This is a genomic window from Pseudomonas sp. NFIX10 (assembly GCF_900111955.1).
Classification (GTDB): domain Bacteria; phylum Pseudomonadota; class Gammaproteobacteria; order Pseudomonadales; family Pseudomonadaceae; genus Aquipseudomonas; species Aquipseudomonas fluorescens_AA.
Map to the genome: position 1 here is coordinate 65952 of NZ_FOKH01000013.1, position 20197 is coordinate 86148.

General features: G+C 59.9%; 15 protein-coding genes and 2 pseudogenes. 5 read left to right on the forward strand and 12 right to left on the reverse strand.

Features of this window, described 5'->3' with window-relative positions; all coding sequences use genetic code 11:
• Window positions 1-35 precede the first annotated feature (35 nt).
• Window positions 36-1028, reverse strand: a complete 993-nt coding sequence (locus BM321_RS14310) for a diaminopimelate epimerase (RefSeq protein WP_092442906.1) — start codon at window positions 1026-1028, stop codon at window positions 36-38.
• Between the two features lie 232 nt (window positions 1029-1260).
• On the opposite strand from BM321_RS14310, the gene BM321_RS14315 reads away from it, so the two are divergent.
• Window positions 1261-2412, forward strand: coding sequence for an MFS transporter (locus BM321_RS14315; RefSeq protein WP_092442907.1), 1152 nt, complete (start codon window positions 1261-1263; stop codon window positions 2410-2412).
• Window positions 2413-2620: 208 nt separating this feature from the next.
• On the opposite strand, the gene BM321_RS14320 is transcribed toward BM321_RS14315, so the two are convergent.
• The 3 genes from BM321_RS14320 to BM321_RS14330 all read right to left on the reverse strand — a co-directional run bounded on the left by BM321_RS14320 (window position 2621) and on the right by BM321_RS14330 (window position 6702).
• Entirely contained in the window at window positions 2621-5059 is a 2439-nt protein-coding gene (locus BM321_RS14320) for a TonB-dependent siderophore receptor (RefSeq protein WP_092442908.1), read from the reverse strand.
• Between the two features lie 97 nt (window positions 5060-5156).
• Window positions 5157-6164: a FecR family protein gene (locus BM321_RS14325; protein WP_092442909.1), complete on the reverse strand. Its 1008-nt coding sequence runs from the start codon at window positions 6162-6164 to the stop codon at window positions 5157-5159.
• A 37-nt stretch (window positions 6165-6201) separates the two neighbouring features.
• On the reverse strand, window positions 6202-6702 hold the full coding sequence (locus BM321_RS14330) for a sigma-70 family RNA polymerase sigma factor (RefSeq protein ID WP_092331437.1): 501 nt from the start codon (window positions 6700-6702) through the stop codon (window positions 6202-6204).
• Between the two features lie 92 nt (window positions 6703-6794).
• Here BM321_RS14330 and BM321_RS31305 point away from each other — a divergent pair.
• Window positions 6795-6929 (forward strand): annotated as a pseudogene (locus BM321_RS31305) (hypothetical protein); the annotation flags it as partial.
• 148 nt (window positions 6930-7077) lie between these two features.
• On the opposite strand, the gene BM321_RS14335 reads toward BM321_RS31305, so the two are convergent.
• From BM321_RS14335 to BM321_RS14360, 6 genes are all read right to left on the reverse strand, one after another.
• Window positions 7078-9078 carry an amidohydrolase gene (locus BM321_RS14335; protein WP_092442910.1) on the reverse strand — a complete coding sequence of 667 codons (2001 nt, stop codon included), beginning with the start codon at window positions 9076-9078 and terminating at the stop codon, window positions 7078-7080.
• Window positions 9079-9152: 74 nt separating this feature from the next.
• The gene (locus BM321_RS14340) at window positions 9153-9425 is read right to left on the reverse strand and encodes a XapX domain-containing protein (protein WP_092331442.1); all 273 of its coding nucleotides are present in this window, start codon (window positions 9423-9425) and stop codon (window positions 9153-9155) included.
• An 83-nt stretch (window positions 9426-9508) separates the two neighbouring features.
• The gene (locus BM321_RS14345; protein WP_092442911.1) at window positions 9509-10201 is read right to left on the reverse strand and encodes a hydrolase; all 693 of its coding nucleotides are present in this window, start codon (window positions 10199-10201) and stop codon (window positions 9509-9511) included.
• Between the two features lie 619 nt (window positions 10202-10820).
• Window positions 10821-12533 (reverse strand): sigma-54-dependent Fis family transcriptional regulator, encoded by a 1713-nt coding sequence (locus BM321_RS14350; RefSeq protein ID WP_092442912.1) that lies wholly within the window; start codon window positions 12531-12533, stop codon window positions 10821-10823.
• A 462-nt stretch (window positions 12534-12995) separates the two neighbouring features.
• Window positions 12996-13646 (reverse strand): isochorismatase family protein, encoded by a 651-nt coding sequence (locus BM321_RS14355; RefSeq protein WP_092331450.1) that lies wholly within the window; start codon window positions 13644-13646, stop codon window positions 12996-12998.
• A gap of 418 nt (window positions 13647-14064) precedes the next feature.
• On the reverse strand, window positions 14065-14694 hold the full coding sequence (locus BM321_RS14360; protein ID WP_092442913.1) for a LysE family translocator: 630 nt from the start codon (window positions 14692-14694) through the stop codon (window positions 14065-14067).
• A 99-nt stretch (window positions 14695-14793) separates the two neighbouring features.
• Between BM321_RS14360 and BM321_RS14365 the strand changes: the two genes are divergently transcribed.
• Window positions 14794-16302: a MocR-like pyridoxine biosynthesis transcription factor PdxR gene (locus tag BM321_RS14365; protein WP_092442914.1), complete on the forward strand. Its 1509-nt coding sequence runs from the start codon at window positions 14794-14796 to the stop codon at window positions 16300-16302.
• On the opposite strand, the pseudogene BM321_RS30905 reads toward BM321_RS14365, so the two are convergent.
• Window positions 16273-16464, reverse strand: a pseudogene (locus BM321_RS30905) (LysR family transcriptional regulator); the annotation flags it as partial. The gene BM321_RS14365 and the pseudogene BM321_RS30905 sit on opposite strands and share 30 nt — an antisense overlap.
• 571 nt (window positions 16465-17035) lie before the next feature.
• Here BM321_RS30905 and BM321_RS14370 point away from each other — a divergent pair.
• Window positions 17036-17776 (forward strand): SDR family NAD(P)-dependent oxidoreductase, encoded by a 741-nt coding sequence (locus BM321_RS14370; protein ID WP_092442915.1) that lies wholly within the window; start codon window positions 17036-17038, stop codon window positions 17774-17776.
• Window positions 17777-17873: 97 nt separating this feature from the next.
• Entirely contained in the window at window positions 17874-18746 is an 873-nt protein-coding gene (locus BM321_RS14375; RefSeq protein WP_092442916.1) for a LysR family transcriptional regulator, read from the forward strand.
• A gap of 252 nt (window positions 18747-18998) precedes the next feature.
• Here BM321_RS14375 and BM321_RS14380 read toward each other — a convergent pair whose 3' ends face one another.
• Window positions 18999-20144 (reverse strand): MFS transporter, encoded by a 1146-nt coding sequence (locus BM321_RS14380; protein WP_092442917.1) that lies wholly within the window; start codon window positions 20142-20144, stop codon window positions 18999-19001.
• Window positions 20145-20197 lie beyond the last annotated feature (53 nt).

Genomic DNA, 20197 nt, shown 5'->3' on the forward strand with positions numbered 1-20197 from the left:
CGGTATAGGCCGCACCGCAAAACCTCCAGAACGCCCTACGGCACAAGCCGCGCCGTACCGAACAACCTGACCCGCACCAACTCGCCCGCCTCTTCTTCCAGCAAAATCGGCGCCGTGCCGCCGGGCATCACCACCCTCACCACGCCCGCCTTCACCCAGCCCACCCGCCACGCAGCACTGGCCACCGCGCTGGCACTGGTGCCCGAGGACGCGGTAGGACCTTCGCCACGCTCAAACACCCGCGCCACGATTTGCCCTTCGGCCTGCAGACTGGCCCATTGCAGATTCACCCCCGCGGGGCACGGCAGCCCGGCGCCACCCGGGGCGGCATAGGCGATGCGAACCAGGCTTTGCGACAGCGCCGCAGCGCGCATCTGAGAATTGCTCGGCAACGCCTCGGTACCGTCCACCAGCGTCACGCAATGAGGATTGCCAATGTTCACGAACTGGCTGTTGCCCCACGCCGGGTTCAACCGTTCAAGCGCCGCCACACGGCTGACATCGCGCTGGTTGAACATCACACGCTCGACATCCTGGGCACCGACAGCCCCGGGCCCGAACAGCGGTTTGCCCAAGTCCAGCCAGAAGCCTTGGGCGCCTTCGAATTCAGCGGCGCGAACCGAAGTTCGCAACGGAGACAAACCGTCGGATTTATCGTGATGGACCTGCAGCAAGCAATCACCCGTCCCCGCCATCAAGCCCTGCTCTCGCAAGGCCTGGGAGAAAATCGTCAGGCCATTGCCGCTGCGCTCGGCCAGTGTCCCGTCGGTATTGACGATCAACAGATCAAAGGGCGGTTCACGCTGGAACGGGCCAATCAGCAACCCATCACTGCGATGCGCCTTGCCATCCGGCGGCGCCTCACCCGGCGCCCAGGCGCAGAACGCGTGCACGGCCGCCGTTGCCCAGGACTCGCGGGTCTGCGCGGCCTCGGCGGCCGACTGAGGCAGACCGATACCATGGTCACGGGCCTGCTGCGGTGAAACGACTCCATAGAGATTGCCACGTGCGTCGTAGAACAGTGCCATGCATCGGGTCCGGAGGAAGCCAGGAAGGGCCGGTAGTTTAGGCGAAGCCTGTCAGGTTCGACAGGTGCGCAGCCGTCTGGTGAACCCGTACAAGGCCCAGTGACCCGCAATGTCCTAGGAGGAGGCTTCAGGGCTTTGGCACCTTGGGGTCGCGGTGCGGTCAGTGAATATGCAAGCATAGCCCCCCTGCCTGCACCACCGCACTGCACTGCACGAAAACCAAGGACGTTTCATGACTGCCATTACGCCCCCGCCCGTCTTTGTCCCCGGACGCCTGGAACAGATGTCCACCCGCATCGCCTACCTCATCGCCGGCATCGGCATCGCCGCCTGGGCGCCGCTGGTGCCTTACGCCAAGGTGCGGGCGAACCTGGATGAAGGCACCCTCGGCTTGCTGCTGTTATGCCTGGGGGTCGGGTCGATCCTGGCGATGCCGATTTCCGGTGCGCTGGCGACGCGGTTCGGCTGCCGTCGGGTGCTCAGCGGCGGCACGCTTCTGATCTGCCTGGCGCTGCCGCTGCTGGCGACAATGACTTCCCTGCCCTGGCTGGTGGCCGCGTTGTTCCTGTTTGGCGCCGGGCTCGGCACCGTGGACTCGACCGTGAACCTGCAAGCGGTGATCGTCGAGCGGGCCAGTGGCAAGACCATGATGTCGGGTTTCCACGGCATGTTCAGCCTCGGCGGGATTATTGGCGCGGCCGGCGTGAGCGCCCTGCTCGGCCTGGGGCTTTCGCCGCTGGGGGCGACGCTGGTGGTCAATGGCGTGCTGCTGGTGGCGTTGTTCAAGGCGGCGCCGCACCTGTTGGCCTACGGCAGTGAAAGCTCGGGACCGGCGTTCGCCATTCCCCATGGCATAGTGCTGTTTATCGGCATCCTTTGTTTCATCGTGTTCCTGGCCGAAGGTGCGGTGCTGGACTGGAGCGCCGTGTTCCTGACCACCGAACGCGCGGTGGATAGCGCCTATGCCGGGCTGGGTTATGCCGCCTTCGCGCTGACCATGACCATCGGCCGCCTGACCGGCGATTCGGTGGTGCATCGCCTGGGGGCCAAACGCGTGATCATCTATGGCGGGTCGATCGCCGCCGCGGGGTTCCTGCTGGCGACCCTCGCGCCGATGTGGCAAGCGGCGCTGCTGGGGTATGCGTTGGTAGGTGCCGGGTGTTCGAACATCGTACCGGTGCTGTACACCGCCGTCGGCAAACAGACCCTGATGCCGGAAGCGATCGCCGTACCGGCCATCACCACTATCGGCTATGCCGGCATCCTCGCCGGTCCGGCGCTGATCGGCTTCGTCGCCCATGGCAGCAGCTTGAGCTTTGCGTTCGGGTTGATTGCGTTGTCGCTGGTGGTAGTGGCGGCCAGTGGCAAAGTGTTGAAGGTCTGATGCCTCCACACAACTCTTATGGAGAGGAGATTTATCTGTGGCGAGGGGATTTATCCCCGTTGGGCTGCGCAGCAGTCCTAAAGACGGCTGAATGCAATCAGCCTGACACACCGCTGCGACAGTAATTGGGGCTGCTTCAGCCCAGCGGGGATAAATCCCCTCGCCATAGGATTGGGTTCCAAGCCACAGAATCTTGCTTGACTCTCGATCAGAACCCCACACTCGCCTGCACAAAGAACGTACGCGGTGTGCCGACGTAAATGCCCGAGTTGTTGTCGCTGGAGCGGGTGTAGTACTGATGATCGAACAGGTTTTTCACCCCGGCGCCGACTTTCAGGTTCGACAGCTGTGCACCGAAGTCATAGCCGGCGCGCACGTTCCAGAGCACGTAGCCCGGCATGTCGCCGTACTGCCCATCGGCGGTGCCATCGGTGATGTAGTCGCCGCTGAAGCTGCCGTCGGCATTCACGTTGTTGCCCGGTGAGCGCTGCTTGGACTGGGCAAAGGCGTCGAGGTTGTAGGTCCAGCGGTTGACCTCGTAACGCAGGCCCAGGTTGGCCACCTGGCGGGAATAGAACGGCAGGTCGCGGCCCTTGAAGCTCGGGATCTCGCCTTCGTAAGTCGCGCGGGTGTAGGTGAAACCGGCGTTGGCGGTGAGGCCTTCGAGGCGTGGGTCGAGCGCGGCCATGTCGTAGTGCACCGAAGCCTCCAGCCCCTGGTGCTTGGTCGCGCCCATGTTGGTCCAACCCACGTCGTTGCTGATGTATTGCAGTTCGTCGTCGAAGTCGATGTAGAACAGCGTCACTTCCCCGCCCCACACGTCATCGTTGTAACGCGTGCCGATCTCGTAGGTCTTGGCCTTTTCCGGGCTCAAGCCGTTGGCGGTGTTGTTGCCGTCGCCGCCCTGGCCGAGCTGGAAGTATTGCAGGCTGCCGAACGAGGTCTCGTAGTTGGCGAACAGCTTCCAGGCATCGGACAGGTGATACATCACGCTCAGGGCCGGCAGCGGTTCGTTGCTGTCGATGCTGCGGCGTTTCTCCTGTACGGGGCGGCCGGCGGTGTCGAGCACCGGGCGGTCGTGCCATTCGGTGCTGATGCTTTCGAAGCGGATGCCCGGGGTGATGGTCCACTGGCCGATATCGATCTTGTCATCGATATACACCGCGTGGGCTTCCGTGCCGCCGGTACGGTCCTGGTAGACGTGGCCATCGGCCCCCGGACGCACCACCGGTTCGTTGTTACGCAACGCCAGGCGGCTGGCCTCTTCGTGCATGCCTTCCTTGAGATAACGATAACCGACGCTGGCTTCCTGGGTGGTGGGGCCCAGGTCGAACACGTGGGACACCCGGGGTTCGATGCCGAAGGTGTAATAAGTGCGCGGGGAGGACACCAGGTTGCGCTGGTCCCGGGAAGCGATGGTGCTGCCACGGTAGCTGTCGGAGTAATAGGTCAGCACTTCGGCCTGGGTGCGTTCATTGATCTGGCGGATCCACTTGAACGACACATCCTTGCGCCGGCCACTGAAGTCGTCCCAGTCGCGGTCGGACTGGTACGGGTCCGCGTCGTACTGGGCCTGGGTCAGGCCGCCGGGCATGTCGGCCTTGGCGTCGTAGTAGTGGAAGTTCAGCGAGAAGTCGTCGACATCGGTGGGGGCCCAATGGGTCTTGAGAATCACGTCGTCGATGTCGTTGCCGTTGTTGCTCCGGCGATACCCATTGCCGTTGACGCCCGAATACAACAGCGCCACGCCCAGGCCATTGTCGGCGGTGCCGCCGAGGAAGGCCGTGTCGATGTGCTTCCAGCCGCCGCGCTGGGAGGTTTCCAGGGTGGTGCCGATTTCACCGGTGGCTTTCTCCGGAATGGCACGGGTCACGAAGTTGATCACCCCACCGACGTTCTGCGGCCCGTAGCGCACCGAGCCGGCGCCGCGCACCACGTCGACGCTGTCCAGGTTGCCCAGGGCAATCGGCGCCATGGACAGTTGCGGCTGGCCATAGGGCGCGAACGCCGCCGGTACGCCGTCGATCAACACCGTGGAGCGTGGCGACAAGCGCGAGGTCAGGCCGCGCACGCCGACGTTCAGGGAAATATCGCTGCCGCCGGTACCGTTGGCCTCTTGCACCTGCACCCCCGGCACCCGCCGCAGCACGTCGCCGACGTTCATGGCGCCCTGCTCCACCATCGCTTGGCGGCGGATCACCGTACGCGCACCGGGGTGGTTCTGCACCACTTCGGCGTTGGCATCGCCGAGCCAGTCACCGACCACCTGGATTTCAGTCGCCCCTAGCTCCAGCGGGCCGGCGTTGGACGCCGAAGGTGCTGGCAACACGGTCACCGATCCCTTATCGATCTGGTATTGCAGGCCACTGCCCTGCAGCAATTGGCGCAAGGCCGCTTCCGGGGACAAGTTGCCGTCCACCGCCGGCGCTTGTTTACCGGCCACCGATTCGGGGCTGAAGAACACCTGCAACGCGGTCTGCTGGGCGAGCTGGCTCAGGGCTTGCCCCAACGGTTGCGCCTGGATGTGAATGGCGGTGGCGGCCTGATCGGCGAACGCCTGGGACATCGCGGCGCTGACCGCCAGGGTCAGGGCCAGGGGCAGCCAGCGTACGTGGGTACGGTTGTTGTTTTTGGCGGTGGTTTTCACGTCGAACCTTGTCCTGTTGATCGCAAGAATACGCGTCTGTTAATGCAAACCAGTTGCAGTTGGACAAGAAGACGAAGAACTCGGAAAAAACCTGAATCTATCGTGCGATTATTTCCTGGCTGCCGTCATCCAGGTTGCGCACGGTCACCGGCAGGATGTTCGGCAGCGCCTTGAGCAGCGCCTCGGGGTCGTCGGCGCGGAACACGCTGGTCAGGCGCAGGTTGCCCACCGCCGCGCTGCCGACCCGCAGGGGCTGGCTGCGATAACGAGAGACTTCTTCAGCCACTTCCTTGAGCGGCGCGTCGTTGAACACCAGTTTGCCATTACGCCAGGCAGTGAGCGCCTCGGTGTTGACCGCGTAAGGCGTGGCGACGTTGCCCTGGGCATCGATCTGGGTACCGAGGCCCGCTGTCAGGCTGACCAACTGAGCCGGGGACGCGGCGCGGCCCTGGACTTGGCCCTGGACTTGGCCCTGGACCTTGACGCTGCCCTCTGCCACCGCCACCCGGGTCTTGTCGGCATCGCGGCGCACATCGAAGCGCGTTCCGGTCACCGTCACCTGGCCGTTGCCCGCATCGACGGTCAATGGCCGGGCAGCATCGTGTTCGACGTTGAACAGGGCCTCGCCCTCGACCAGTTCCACCCGGCGCTGACGGTGTGCGAATTGAATACGCACCCGGCTACGGCTGTTGAGGTCGATCATCGAACCGTCCGGCAAGGCGATATGCCGACGCTCGCCAAGGGCGGTGGCGTATTCGCCGCTGTAGTCGGTGGAAGAACTCAAACCGCTGAACAGCCCCAACCCCAGCGCCACCGCGAACAGGCCGGCGGCGACGGCATAGCGCAGCAGCGGCCGACGCTTGGGACGTTCGGCGGGAGGTTCGCACAGCGCTCGCAGGCGTTCCTTGGGCAGCAGGTCCGTGGCGCTCCAGATACCCTGGAGCAATTGAATTTCGTCACGGTGGTTGGCATGTTCGTCCAGCCAGGCTTCGAAACGCTGGCGCTCCTCGACACTCATGGCCGGCGCTTGCAAACGCACGAACCATTGCGCCGCCGCGTCGCGAACCCTGTCCTGCCCGCACGGGCATTCACGGCTATCCATCATGGAAGGTCCTGTGGCTCAGGTGGAAGAAGACGACGGATCATTGGCCTGGTCCGTCCAGGCGATCGCGCAGATGCCGCAGGGTGCGGATCATATACTTTTCCACCATGTTTTTTGACAGGCCCAGGCGCTCGGCGATTTCCGCCTGGGTCAAGCCTTCGATCTTCTGCCAGACGAACACCGTGCGGCAGTTGGCCGGCAGCTCGGCAAGCGCCCGCTCGATGGAGTCCGCCAGTTGGATCGCGTGCATGAAGTGCTCCGGGTCGCCCGAAAACGACTGACCAGGGTCGATAACAGCCTCTTCCATGGCCCCCCGTCGATCTTCGCGCCGATAGCCATCCACTGCAATGTTGCGCGCCGTCTGATGTAAATAGGCCCGTGGCTGCTCGACCCCGCTCGAATCCGACTCAAGCACCCGCACGAAGGTGTCATGGGCCAGGTCCTCGGCCTGCTGGCGATTGCGCAGGCGACGGGTCCAGGTGCCGATCAACTCTTCGTAATGCTCGAAAAAGCCGGGTCTGCGGGGCTGCTTGGGGGTCATCACGGCACGCGGTGGAAACGGGGCGTGAATAGTAATGGTTACTATTCATATGAAGCAAACCTATTACGGCGCCTGTTGGCTGTAGGTTTTCGCTGATCTCTACCATCAACATGATGAACACGCAGATTGCCTGCGCCGCCCAAGAGCAGACTTCAGTCTCCGAAGAGGTGAACCGCAGCGTGCATCAGATTGCCGTAGTGGTGGAAAACGTCGTCGAGCAAACCCGACGAGCCAGGAAATAAAGCTCGGACCAATCAATAAGTCGTGACCTTTAAAATCACGATGGCGTGAATCAGCGGGTGCTCGCCCTTTTGCAGCGATGCAACCCGCAGTGCGAAACAAGTCCATCACAAGGTCGAAGGTCAATCACTCTTCTTACACGGCCCAACAGGAGCAGCCCAGGGCACCAAAGAAACTTCGTGGGTCCGATACTGGCGCATCAGATCCCCATGCACCGGCATGATCGTGACCGTGCAGGCTGCAAGAGCTTGCGCAGCCGCACGAAGCCGCGACTTGGGCGCGCAGCGGAGCCAGCGAGTTTTTGCCTGCACCCTCTGGGTCTCCCCAAGCGCCATAACCTTTGAAGGTACGCGCCGGCGACCAGTCGGGCATCGCGGGCGGTAGCGGGTTGTCGTCAAGCGGGGCGAATTGGCCGGCACCGTAGACCACGCGCCCCCCCACCACGGTCATATCGGCGGTGAGAAAAGAAATCTCGTCTTCAGGCACGGTGAAGTAGTCTTTGCTCGGCACAATCAGGTCAGCAAAGTGACCGGTTTGGATGCGACCGCGTTTGCCCTCTTCGTTAGAAAACCAGGCGACATTCTCTGTCCACATGCGCAACGCTGCTTCGCGATCAAGCAGGTTTCGTTGGGGATACAGATTCAGACCGCCCACAGTTTTACCGGTGACCATCCAAGACAGCGAAACCCAGGGGTTGTAAGAGGCGACGCGGGTGGCATCGGTACCCGCAGACACTTTCACGCCTTTTTCCAGCATGCGCGCCACGGGCGGGGTTGCTTCAGCCGCGCGGGCGCCGTAGCGCTCGACGAAGTATTCCCCCTGATAAGCCATGCGATGTTGAACGGCGATGCCACCGCCAAGTGCAGCGATACGGTCGATCGATTTGTCCGAGATAGTTTCGGCATGATCAAAGAACCAATTGATGCCAGCGAGGGGGATGTCCTCGTTGACCTTCTCGAACACATCCAGCGCACGGGTGATGGTTTCGTCGTAGGTGGCATGCAACCGCCATGGCCATTGGTTCTGCGCGAGGATGCGCACGACTTCCTCCAGTTCACCCTCCATCTCGGGCGGCAGGTCCGGTCGCGGCTGGCGGAAATCCTCGAAGTCGGCAGCGGAAAACACCAACATTTCACCCGCGCCGTTGTGACGGAAGTAGTCGTTGCCCTGCTTGTACTTGACGCTGGAGGTCCACTCGAGGAAATCCTTCTTCTCTTCCTCAGGTTTCTGAGTGAACAGGTTGTAGGCCAACCTGACCGTCATTTGGCCATTGCTGTCCAACTTCTGGATCACTGCGTAATCGTCGGGATAGTTTTGGAAACCGCCGCCCGCATCAATAACCCCTGTCACACCCAAGCGATTGAGCTCACGCATGAAATGGCGGGTGGAGTTGATCTGATAGTCGAGGGGCAACTTCGGCCCCTTGGCCAACGTGGCGTAAAGGATCGTCGCGTTGGGCTTGGCCAACAGCAGGCCCGTAGGAGCACCACTGGCATCGCGGTAAATTTGCCCGCCTGGTGGCTCGGGGGTATCTCGGGTATAGCCGACCGCACGCAAGGCCGCACCATTGAGTAAGGCCCGGTCATAGAGATGCAGCAGGAATACAGGCGTATCGGGCGCGATCGCATTGATCTCGCCGATGGTTGGCAAGCGCTTTTCAACGAACTGGTGTTCGGTGAAACCACCGACCACGCGAACCCATTGCGGTGCTGGCGTGTTAGCCACTTGGCGCTTGAGCATGTCCATGGCGTCAGCCAACGAACGCACACCGTCCCAGCGCAATTCCAGATTGTAGTTAAGACCGCCGCGGATCATGTGGGCATGGTTGTCGACTAAGCCAGGCAGTACACGACGGCGCTTGAGGTCGACAACTTTTGTGGCTGAGCCAGCCAGCGCCATGACTTCCTGGTCTGACCCTACGGCCAGAAACTTGCCATCTTTGATTGCAACGGCGTTGGCGACTGGGTTGGTGCGATCCAGTGTAGTGATCTCGCCATTGTGGAAAATGATATCCGGAATGGAATCGGTCATATTGAGCCCTTCCTTTCTTAGAGTTTCGGAAAAAGCGTTGTGTCCAAAGACGCTACCTAACGCCAGGGTGGAAGCGGCCTCGAGAAATTTTCGGCGCGATGTCATAGGTTGTGGTCCTCACAGATACAAAGCCCGTTTCCTGGGCCTTCAGGGAATAGCCGGACGCCAGAACCGGTTGCTCACGTCTGCTTGGACTCTTGCACCTGCTGCTCCGCAGCCCGACCAGGCAATTGACCTAATACATGACTCACGGCGTGGGTTTTGTCACAGGCGGCGCTGAACGCGGTTCCACACAGCAAGTGCTTGCCTATCGGGATGATCTGTTCACCGACCAGGATTCCAAGCAGCCCGACCAAAGCCACCAGCGGCGGTGCGGGAGAGCGCACGCTCAGCAGGCTATAGACGACACCAACGAGCAGGCCGGCGGCCACGGACAATGCATACATTTTCATGCTCCACCTCGTGTTTTGGACAATAACGGCGATGGGGTGGAGCTATCGCGTCAACGGTGCGCGATAGCTCTTGCATAACGGGCTTACTTGGCCGGGTTCGGACCAATGTGCTCGCCGTGTTGCACGCGCTCAGGAGCCTTATGCACCATGGTGTAGGCATAATCCACACCCATGCCGTAGGCGCCGGAGTGCTCCTGCACGATCGCCATCACGGCGTCATAGGTCTCTTTGCGCGCCCAATCCCGCTGCCATTCGAGCAGCACCTGTTGCCAGGTCACCGGTACGATACCGGCCTGAATCATGCGATCCATGGCGTAGTTGTGCGCGTCAACCGAGGTGCCACCCGAGGCGTCGGCAACCATGTAGATTTCATAGTCCGTGTCGCGCAGGCAGGACAGTGCGAAGGTAGTGTTGCAGACCTCGGTCCACAGGCCAGATACGACGATCTTCTTGCGGCCAGCCGTTGCGGACTTTGCCAAGGCGTCACGAACGTTTTGGTCATCCCAAGAGTTCATCGAACTGCGCTCGAGGATTTTGTTCTCCGGATACACCGCCAGCAACTCAGGGTATGTATTGCCAGAGAAACCTTCGGTTTCCACAGTCGTGATGGTCGTAGGTATGCCAAACGCTTTCGCAGCCTTGGCCAACCCCACGACGTTATTTTTCAACACCTGACGATCTATCGACTGCACACCAAAGGCCATTTGTGGCTGCTGGTCGATGAAAATGACCTGGCTGTTTTGCGGGGTCAGTATCTCTAGGAACTTGTTGGACATGGCGGATTTCCTTAGTCGGTAGACCTGTGCGAAAGCGGCGTTGTGCGTGGCTGCGCAAGCAGAACACTACCCGTCCCGGTAGGCGTAAGGGCCACTTTCCGGGCGAGTTCAGGGGTTGCCGAAAAGCCCCGTGATTTTATGAATGCAGGACTTACCCAGTGGCGTGGAGTGTCTGTTTCGGACGGCTGACAAGGCCTTACTTGAACGGCCTGCAATCCGCTCGCGTAGCTGACTGTGCCGACACAGGAGTAACTGTTAATAAGCATGAGACGAGCACCATTGCTGCAGTGATCGATTTGATTCTTCGAGTAATCATGAGCGCTCCGTTCCTGAGTACCATTTTTCGATTCGCACTGATCCAACCCATGCTGCGGGGTTCCAACGCGTCGAAAGCGACAAGGAGTACAAGAGCAACGGCTATGCCACTTTCCCGAAAGCCATATAAAACTCATGCTTATCAATCGGATATGGATTTCAAACCGACACAACCGGGTGTCGGACCCGGCGTTTATCGGAGGGGCTTGTTTGATCATTTGGTAAGTATTGGCGATGCCTTGCTGATTTGATCAATGCAGCTAAAGCATGGCCGACAGCGACCCGCCTGGGCGGCCACGTGAAGTCAGGCGGCGCCAGTGTCGTCGAATAAGCCGCTTTTCTTCAGACGGTAAGCCAGTGCCGGTCGGGTCAGGCCGAGCATGCGAGCGGCTTGCGAGACGTTTTGCCGCGCAAGCTCCATAGCGCGTCGCATCAGCCGTTCTTCCACAGCGTCTAGGCTGATGTTTCTTTCAAAGATCTGCGTGACCCAATCGGGGTGGGAGTCCGCATCGGTGGCCTGGACCAATGCACCATCCGCGTTGAGACGATCACCGTGCGAATTGCCTGTTTTTGGGAAGACCGCGAAGAGTGCCTCTTGCCCTATGGTTTCGTTGCTGTCGGTCAGGATGACGCCGCGTTCAATCACATTCTCCAATTCGCGAATATTTCCAGGCCAGGCGTAATGGCGACACAGTTCAAGAGCTTTGTCTGATAAACCCAGCGTACGCTTGTGATATTGCAGGTGAAACTTGCTTATAAAGTGCTCGGCCAGCAACGGCAGATCCTCAAGCCGCTCGCGCAGTGGGGGAACCTGCACCGGAAACACATTCAAGCGATAATAAAGATCAGCGCGAAATCGGCCCGCTTTGACAGCGTCAGCGAGGCTTTCATTGGTAGCAGCGATTACGCGCACATTGATCTTGCGGGTCCGTGAATCGCCTACCCGTTCGAGTTCACCCTCTTGCAATACCCGAAGTAACGTCGCCTGCGCTCTGGGCGTCAGCTCTACCACCTCGTCCAGAAAGATGGTCCCTCCGTTGGCGCGTTCGAAGCGCCCTGGGCGGGTCTGATTGGCGCCGGTAAAAGCGCCTTTCTCGACGCCAAACAATTCGGCTTCAATCAGGTCCTGCGGAATGGCCCCACAGTTCACCGCGACAAACGCTTGCTCGGCGCGATCGCTGCGACGATGCACGCTCCGTGCGATGACCTCCTTGCCGACGCCAGTTTCTCCGAGCAGCAGGACCGAAATCTTGCCCTTGGCTGCCTTGTCGATTGTCTTGCATACCTTCAAGTATGCAGGGGAGCGTCCTACTCCATAGAACTGAGTTTCCTGCTTCTCCAGGCTTCTGCGCAGAGAGCTGATCTGTGATTGCAGTTCATACAGCTCCTCGATGATTGGGTCGGCTTGAAAGTACTGTCTGAACGCTGCGGCGTTCTCCCATTCCTCAGCGGGTTTACCAATAATGATGCAGCGCTCATCGCCGCATCCGCGACAGGTCGTTTCCTGGATGATGATTTCGCGTTTCATGAATGAAGAGCTGTACGCACAGGCGTAGCCCAGCAAGGACCAACAAACTGGCGCCGCCATCAGGCCGACCTCAGTCAGGCAGTTCTCGACCTCAAAGGAGTCAATCCATTCGAGCTCGCAGTAAAAATGGCCGGTCTCCTGATCCACCTCTAACTGGATGGGTTTCGCATTGACCATGCCTTTGAGGGAATGCAGTTGCGGTCCAACCAGGAACATCTCCAATTCCGGACTGTTTGGCCTTAGCTTGCGGGCCATTTCCGCATCCTTGAGTCCAGACTGGTAGCCAAGACGCAGGAAGAACCCCTTGGCGCGGTCGACGCCGAGGCTATTGATGAGTTCACGGCGAAAATTAGCCATCGCCGACACCTGCATCAACAACATGCGCTGCTCACCGAACCAGATCTTGCCTTCCGTGCTTTGAAAGCGGACCTGATCGCTCAGGTCCTGAAAGCCGGAATAGTGGAGCTCAGGGTTGTATCTGACAGCCATTGAGAGAGACCTCGATTAATGTTTTAAGCGGTCTTGATTAAGCTATGACGCCGAATGAAAGCACCGAAACGATCAATCGCGATATCACGGGATTTTAGTCCATTGGCTACGTAGAGCCGGCCGGGCCTCACGAAGCAAAGCCACCACGGCGCACGGGCTTCACGGGACCATCAACGCATTTATCAGGCGCCAACTTTGAGAGCTGATCACAAAGCCTGCGGGATGATCGTCACAGTCCGACGTGATGTTGATGATCCGGCCCCATCCGCGCTCGGCCATCTGCGACGTTAATGCTTGATCAGCCGAATGAACTCGCCAGGGGTCCTTTATTAGGGTCAATGGCGAGAGGACGTCGGTTGCGCAGGCACAAAGCCGTTAGGCATACCGATGGGGCATGAAAGCGGGGATGGGGGCGCCTCCCTGGCAAAGCGGCACTTAACTGGCCCCTCATCCCCATGCGGATCAACCTTCAGCGGGTACCGGCGTGTTGAGCAATTGCTGCTCCCACAGATACGCAATGCCGCTACCGGCTGCGTGTTGGAGAAGCACGTCGGTTACAGCGCCTGCGGTATCGAGGCGTGCCCAGTCGCGCTGCCATTCAGCCATGACTGCCAACCAAGTCATGACATTTGCCCCGGCGCCGACCATGCGTTGGATGGCGACTTGATGGGCCTCGACCGAAACGCCACCGCACGCGTCGGTGACCACGGTCACGTCCCAGCCTTCCCCCAGTGCTTGAATCGCTGGCATGGCGACGCAGACTTCAGTCCACAGGCCAGCGAGGACCAATTGCTTGCGAGCTGTCGCCTTGACCGCGTCCACTACCTTCTTGTCTTCCCAGGTGTTGATCAGGGTTCGGTCAATCACCTCTTGGCCGGGAAAAACGTCGGTGATTTGCGGAAAAATCCAACCGCCGCGCTCGGCGATCACACTGGTCAGAATGGTGGGGACGTTAAACGCCTTCGCGGCCTTCGCCAATGCTGTCGCACAGTTGACCGCTGCGTGCGGATCGTGGCTATTCAGATTGGTGAGTTGGAAAGGCTGGTGGTCGATCAGCACCAGTACAGAGTCTTCAGGACGAAGAAGCGAAGCAAGTCCGTTACGAAAAGCCATTAATCCATCCTCTTGTTGCCGTTGGTTAGCGCGATTATTAGCGGGATCAGTTTTCGCGCAGCGTGCCTTATGAGCGACGATGCCTAGTGCACTGTGCAGGGCCCTCAAACCTTCGGGTAGTAGCGCCCGGCGACTAACTGTGTCGCGGAATGAGGAACGCCACGGTCGTTGCTGCCATTTCCCGGGCGTTGGGCTTCACGGCTTCATGACGACGCGCCGTTGCGCGCCGCTGGCGACGGCGATCACCGTAGCGCCCGCTTGCGCCGCCAGTTGAAACGCAGCCACTCCCACCCCGCCCCTGCGCGCAAAACAAGGGTGCTCAGCGAACCGCTGCTTGAATATTGCGACCAGGCGGCAAACATTCCCGAGTCGTCAGAGAGCGACAGCCACGTCACACGTAAGCGAGTATGCGGGGAGCTCACTCAAAGGCGGCGCTCGCCATCAGCAGGCCGAACATCGCCAATACGCCGCCGGTGATTCGTTTGCCCCAGGTGGCCGCGCCCGGTTTGGCCAACCTGTCAGCCATTTTTTTCGCGGTTAACGCGTAGGTCGCCGAGACCATGAATTTGATCAGCACGAAGAGCGCAATCAGGCCCAGCAGCGCACCGAGATTGGCGTGCTCAGGATTACCGACAAACTGCGGCAGCAAGGACGAAAAAAACAGGATTGCCTTGGGGTTGCTGATGCCCACCACAAAAGATTTTCCCCACAGCGTCGACCAGCGTTTAGTCGGCACGCCGGCAATTGGGTTTACCCCGCTGCGGCCCGCCAGGCGCAGTTGCTGAATACCGAGCCACACCAGATACCCGGCACCAGCCAGTTTGATCGCCAAAAACACGCCGGGGTTGGCCATCAGTAGCGCATCCATACCCAGCAGCGAACAACTGGCAAGCACCGCGATCGCCAGCAGGTCGCCGGTGAGCATCCAAATGGCCCGGCCTGGGCCGTAAACCAAGGCGTTGTTAATCAGAAAGATTGTCGACGGCCCCGGTGACCCCACCTGAGCGACAGCAATCAGCGCAAACAACAAATAGTCGATAAGCGACATGGGCGACCCTCGGACGAACCCGTTGCGAAGATGCCGCTACACTAGGCATCAAGTGGTTCATCCGACAGAGCCATTTAAACGATATTTGTATGGACCATTATGAGCAAAGGTAAAACCACTTCGGCGATTGAATTGCCGCTGCCGGCCGAGGGTAGCGCTGCGACCAAACAGGAGCGGGCATACCTGGCCATACGTGAAGCAATTTTGCAGGGCCTGCTGCACGCCGACGATCGACTGCCTTCCACCCGCGTGCTCGCGCAGCGTTGGGGAATTGCTCGCGGCACCCTTGAAAGCGTTTTCGAACGGTTGCAGTTGGAGGGTTATATCCTTCGTCAGGTGGGCTCAGGCAGCCGGGTGAGCGCGATGATTCCCGACAGCTACCTGAAGGCGGTAAGTGGCACGCGCCCACCTATGCCCGCGCCGAAAACATCCACCAGGCGCGAGTCCAACTCGACACGGCCGACAGCAGAAAATCGTGCCCAGGTCGGCGTGCCGTTTGTGGCCCGTCTGGCCAATCCGCTGCTGATTGCCCTCACTGAATGGGCAGCCCATTTGCAACGCGCCATGGCGGCAATTACGCCGGAACAAATGTGCAGCACCGAAACCGAAGGCGCGTGGGTGTTACGTGAACAGGTCGCCCGGTATCTGCGTAACCACCGCGGAATTGATTGCCAGGCCGAGCACGTGCTGATCACCAATGGCATCCGCCATGGCGTTGATCTGGTTGCGCGCTGCGTCCTGAAAGCTGGCGATCAGGTGTGCGTGGAAGATCCTGGCTACCCGGCCGTACACCGTACCTTTGCTCAGGCCGGCGCGTCGTTGCGGTATGCGCCCATTGATGAGCAAGGCATAGATCTACGCGCCTTACCCAACATGGTTAACTGCCGTTTGGCCTATGTCACGCCGGCGCATCAGTCGCCGCTTGGGGTGATCATGTCGGCCACCCGCCGCCTGGAACTCCTTGACTGGGCGCAGCGCCACGATGCCTGGATCATCGAGGACGACTACGACAGCGAGTTCAACTACCACAGCGCACCGCTGCCAGCTCTCAAGTCCATCGACTCGATGCAGCGGGTGGTGTACTGCGGCAGTTTTAACCAGGCACTATTTTCCAACCTACGCCTCGGCTATCTGCTGGCGCCGCCGCCCTTACACAATCAGATTCTCACCCTGTGGCACACGGTGGGACGCAGCGTCGGCGTCTCTGAGCAACTGGGCCTGGCGGCATTTATGCGCAGCCCCGCTTTTCTTCGCCATCTGCGCCGTGCCCGTCAGGAATACCAGACCCTGCGTGACATCGTGCTGGATACCTTGCGCACCCATGCGCCGGGGCGCTACCGCATCAGCGGTGAACACGCGGGGTTTCATTTGATCCTGTGGCTAACAGCGGAACAGGACGAAGACCTGCTCATCAAAGCAGCGAAACAGGCCGGGCTGCAGTTGCAACCGCTTCGCCAATCCTGTCATCAGATCCAGCTCAAACCCGCGCTGGTTCTGGGCTTCGCCGCCCTCACTCGCGCACAGGCAAAAAACGCCGCGATTAAGCTCGCCCAGTTGCTGAACGCACCCCGACCTTCATCCCCGGGGTGCGCTGCGGACGCTGGGTAGCAATGTTTCAGCCTCGTCCAGCGCTGCGAATAAAACCTGCGCCTGCTCGTAGTAAATGATGCCATCCGCAGTCACTTTGGCCCGGCGCGTAGCGCGACTGAGCCGCTTGACGCGCAAGCGTGCCTCCAGTTGGCGTACTGGGGTTTTGCTCATCAGCAAGGTTGGCCGACTGTAAAACCATCGACTACGTATACATAGCTGGGAAGTACAGCGTGATCGATAGCGAATCACCACTTCCATAAAAATATCCGGCACTCCATGAGGTAGCGGGAACAGTAATTAACTTACAAGTTTCCTGCCTCTAACCTGGGTAGTCAGGATGACTGAATATTTTGTTACTTCCTCTGCGTCCGCCTTGTTTATTGCTTAGTAACAGCCGTTTTGCCTTCATCTCCCACTCAGCCATGAGCTCACCAAGACTGGGTTTTCAAACTGCCCCAAGTGAACCTAAAAGCCCAGCATTGATGCTGGGCTTACTTATGGGCGCAACAGAGCTGGTGGGGTAATACGACCCAATCAGTGCACTCGAATAGTTGTCGAAAGACTTCAATTTCACACTCGTGAATAAGGCCAGCACCCAATTAGATGTTCCGATTTGTGCGACACAGTAAAGCACTCCATGAGGCTACAAACAAAGGAACTGGAACCCTAATATCCGCCCCCGTATCGGCGCGATCGCCCCATCCTTGGTGAAGGCGCGCGGCCAAATAACTGCATACCCGATAGGTGAGTAATGATGGATTTGGATGGGAAACGTGCGCTGGTGACGGGAGGAGCTCGCGGGATCGGCGCCGCTATCGCAGTAGCACTGGCAGAGAGTGGCGCCGATGTCGCATTCACCTACCAGCACTCGACGGAAAAAGCTGAGGCAGTGGCCAAATCCATCGGTGAAAAAGGGCGTCGCGCTATCGCAATTCAAGCCGACAGTGCCAACCCAGAAGCCATTGAGCGCTCTGTCGCGCAGGCCGCCTCGGCGCTAGGCGGCCTCGATATTCTCGTCAATAGCGCGGCTATCGGCTTAAGCGGAATGATCGTCGACATTAATGTGGACGACTATCAGGCGCTGATGGATATAAACGTGCGAGGCCCCGTGCTGTTCGCAAAGGCGGTCATCCCGCATCTGTCCGATGGCGGACGAATCATCTCAATTGGCTCGGGATTGGCAGAGCGGGTGCCCTTTGCGGGTGTAACAGCCTATGCAATGTCCAAGTCGGCGCTGCTCTCCTTCACCCGAGGTCTGTCGCGCGAACTCGGCCCCAACGGCATCACCGTGAATCTTGTCCAGCCGGGGTCGGTCGACACCGACGCAAATCCAGCAGACGGTCCTGCGGCCGATTTTCAACGGAGCCTGTCGTCCCTGGGGCGTTTTGGCAAGCCTCACGAGGTTGCAAGTGCGGTGGTCTATCTGGCGAGTCCTGCCGCGAGCCTGATCACGGGCGCCATCCTGACTGTGGATGGCGGTGCGATCGCTTAAGCAACGCACTCAGGCGACTGCCCGCGGCAGTCGCCTGCCACGGACTGTCGGTCAGGGGCTGAAGCGCACTTGTGGCCGTTTGCAGAGGCAGGAAGCATTGGATATTGAGGATCTTAGAACCTTCGTCGAGGTCGCTGACGCGGGCGGCGTTTCGTCCGCGGCCCGGCGTATGGGTGTCGCGAAATCGATAATAAGCCGCAGGCTTCTAAGGCTGGAAACCCAACTGGGCGTGCAGCTATTGGCCAGAACGACTCGTGGTGCAGCTGTCACTGAAGCGGGAGCCGCCTTGCGAGAGTATGCCGCACGGATCGTCGCTGAGTTTGACGCGGCCAGGGACGCCATTGTTCCAGCTGGAGACCTTCGAGGCCGCTTCCGGATCGCAGCACCGATCTCGTTTGGCCCGACACATATTGCTCCCGTGCTTGCAGAAATGGGGCGACGCCACCCTCTCCTGCACATTCATACGAGCTACAGCGATCGAATCGTCGATCTGATTGGCGAAGGCTACGATTGCGCTATTCGGGTCGGCCATTTACAGAGCTCCAATTTCATCGCAAAGCGTGTGGGCAGCATTTACGGCAAACTCGTAGCGAGCCCGGACTATGTGAAAACACATGGAGCGCCGGAGGCTCCCCACGAGCTTCTTGAACATGAATCTCTTATGCAGGGTGCGGAAACCTGGCGGTTCATGGACGGCGAAAAGCTCATCATGGTCAATCCCCAGGGGCGCTTCAAGGCTGACAATCCTGTCGCGCTCGCCGCGGCAGCCGTTGCTGGCCTGGGTCTTGGGTATCTTTCTGATAGCGTCATCGACAAGCACATCAAATCTGGCGCGCTGGTGTCCGTAATGCTCAGGTATCCCCCCATGCCGGCTGGCATTTACATTGTTCGCCCCCAAAGCCAGCACCCCGCGCGAAAGATACGGGTACTGACGGACATGCTGGTCGAGTGGTTCGGAAACGCGAGCTAGTGCAGCGCCAACTCCCTTTAAAAGGCTAGCGGTCATCCTCAGTCCATGACCCAATGGCGCACTGATCTCCCCAAGCGCTCCCTTTCTTGCGACACAGTTTGACTCGCGAGAGCAGATCGAAAGGGGGCAACCTTCTGAAAAGGGTCAATCCGAAGACGGACGCCTGAGGGAGCGTGCTCGCGATGGCGGTGCATCAGTCAACCTCATTGTTGAAAGTCAGTCCGCTATCGCGAGCAAGCTCGCTCCCACAGGTCAAATGGACTGGCCTCTGGCTGGACCAGGTCTGGCGCACGTCAAGCACACCGCCAGAACGCCACACAGGATCAAGGTCCAACCCAGCGCCTGAAACCAGGCGGCGAGCATCAACGCGCCGCCGATCAACAGGTAATAGAACAAGCCAAGCAACGCACCGGCGGTGCCCATGCAGTCGCCATAGCGAACCAGCGCGGCGCCCAGCACGTTGGGTATCGCCATGCCAAACGCCAGCACCACCAATAGCATCGCCGCAACAAAACCACCCCTGTCCAGCAAGGCCTGAACGCTCATCCCCCCGATCAGCAGCGCCACTGCCGCCATCGTCGATAATCGGTTGCCATCGAATCCCTGTGCCAGCAAGCGCTTGTTTAGCCAAGCCCCCAAGCCCGAGCCCAGCGCCAAGATCACGCCGCTGTAGCCAAACCACTCAGGGCTCAGTCCAAGTCGTTCGAACTGGAACGGCGCGAGGTTGTAGTAACTGAACAGCGCGACGTTGAAGGCGGCGACCAGAAATGACGAACGCCAGATGAATGGATCCTTGAGCATGCGCCATAGCGTCTTCGATAAGGCTTGTGCAGGGAGACGGGCCGGCAGGGTTTCGGGCAAGGCCCGTGCGCACCACACCAGTAAAATCAATGACAACATCAAGAGGCCGCCGAGTACGCCCTGGTAACCAAAGAGTCGTACCAGGCTGGCGCCGCTGAACAACCCCATCGCCGGGCTGGCGGCGAGGGCAATACCGATCACTGAAAAAACCTGGCCCAACTGTGCGCCTTGGTAACGATCACGCAGGACCGTCTGGGTCACCACCGAACCGACTGCCGCCCCAAACGCAGCCAGGGCCTGAACGGTCAGCAGCGCATCGAAGGTGTCGACATTCAACCCCAGCGTCGTCGCTACAGCATACAAGGCCAACCCGCTCAACATGGCGGGTCGACGACCGATGCGGTCACACAGCCGTCCCCACACCGCTACCCCCAGGGCGAACCCCAAGAAAAACGTGGATGACAACTGCGCGGCCATTTCTGCGCTGACGGCAAAACTCGCGCTGATGTCTGCCAACGCTGGGCTGTAGAGGGTCTGGGCAATTTGCGGAAACATCACCAAGGCAATTGCCAGGCAAAGGAAAGGTCGCGAAATCATGCAAGCCAAGCTCGTTCCAAGAAGGGCGACCAGTCTATGAAGACATGACTGTC

What these genes read in the sequence shown, in the direction of transcription:
- BM321_RS14310 (WP_092442906.1), bottom strand. Translation starts at nt 1,028, where the DNA reads ATGGCACTGTTCTACGACGCACGTGGCAATCTCTATGGAGTCGTTTCA.
- BM321_RS14315 (WP_092442907.1), top strand. Translation starts at nt 1,261, where the DNA reads ATGACTGCCATTACGCCCCCGCCCGTCTTTGTCCCCGGACGCCTGGAA.
- BM321_RS14325 (WP_092442909.1), bottom strand. Translation starts at nt 6,164, where the DNA reads ATGATGGATAGCCGTGAATGCCCGTGCGGGCAGGACAGGGTTCGCGAC.
- BM321_RS14330 (WP_092331437.1), bottom strand. Translation starts at nt 6,702, where the DNA reads ATGACCCCCAAGCAGCCCCGCAGACCCGGCTTTTTCGAGCATTACGAA.
- BM321_RS14335 (WP_092442910.1), bottom strand. Translation starts at nt 9,078, where the DNA reads ATGACATCGCGCCGAAAATTTCTCGAGGCCGCTTCCACCCTGGCGTTA.
- BM321_RS14340 (WP_092331442.1), bottom strand. Translation starts at nt 9,425, where the DNA reads ATGAAAATGTATGCATTGTCCGTGGCCGCCGGCCTGCTCGTTGGTGTC.
- BM321_RS14345 (WP_092442911.1), bottom strand. Translation starts at nt 10,201, where the DNA reads ATGTCCAACAAGTTCCTAGAGATACTGACCCCGCAAAACAGCCAGGTC.
- BM321_RS14350 (WP_092442912.1), bottom strand. Translation starts at nt 12,533, where the DNA reads ATGGCTGTCAGATACAACCCTGAGCTCCACTATTCCGGCTTTCAGGAC.
- BM321_RS14355 (WP_092331450.1), bottom strand. Translation starts at nt 13,646, where the DNA reads ATGGCTTTTCGTAACGGACTTGCTTCGCTTCTTCGTCCTGAAGACTCT.
- BM321_RS14360 (WP_092442913.1), bottom strand. Translation starts at nt 14,694, where the DNA reads ATGTCGCTTATCGACTATTTGTTGTTTGCGCTGATTGCTGTCGCTCAG.
- BM321_RS14365 (WP_092442914.1), top strand. Translation starts at nt 14,794, where the DNA reads ATGAGCAAAGGTAAAACCACTTCGGCGATTGAATTGCCGCTGCCGGCC.
- BM321_RS14370 (WP_092442915.1), top strand. Translation starts at nt 17,036, where the DNA reads ATGATGGATTTGGATGGGAAACGTGCGCTGGTGACGGGAGGAGCTCGC.
- BM321_RS14380 (WP_092442917.1), bottom strand. Translation starts at nt 20,144, where the DNA reads ATGATTTCGCGACCTTTCCTTTGCCTGGCAATTGCCTTGGTGATGTTT.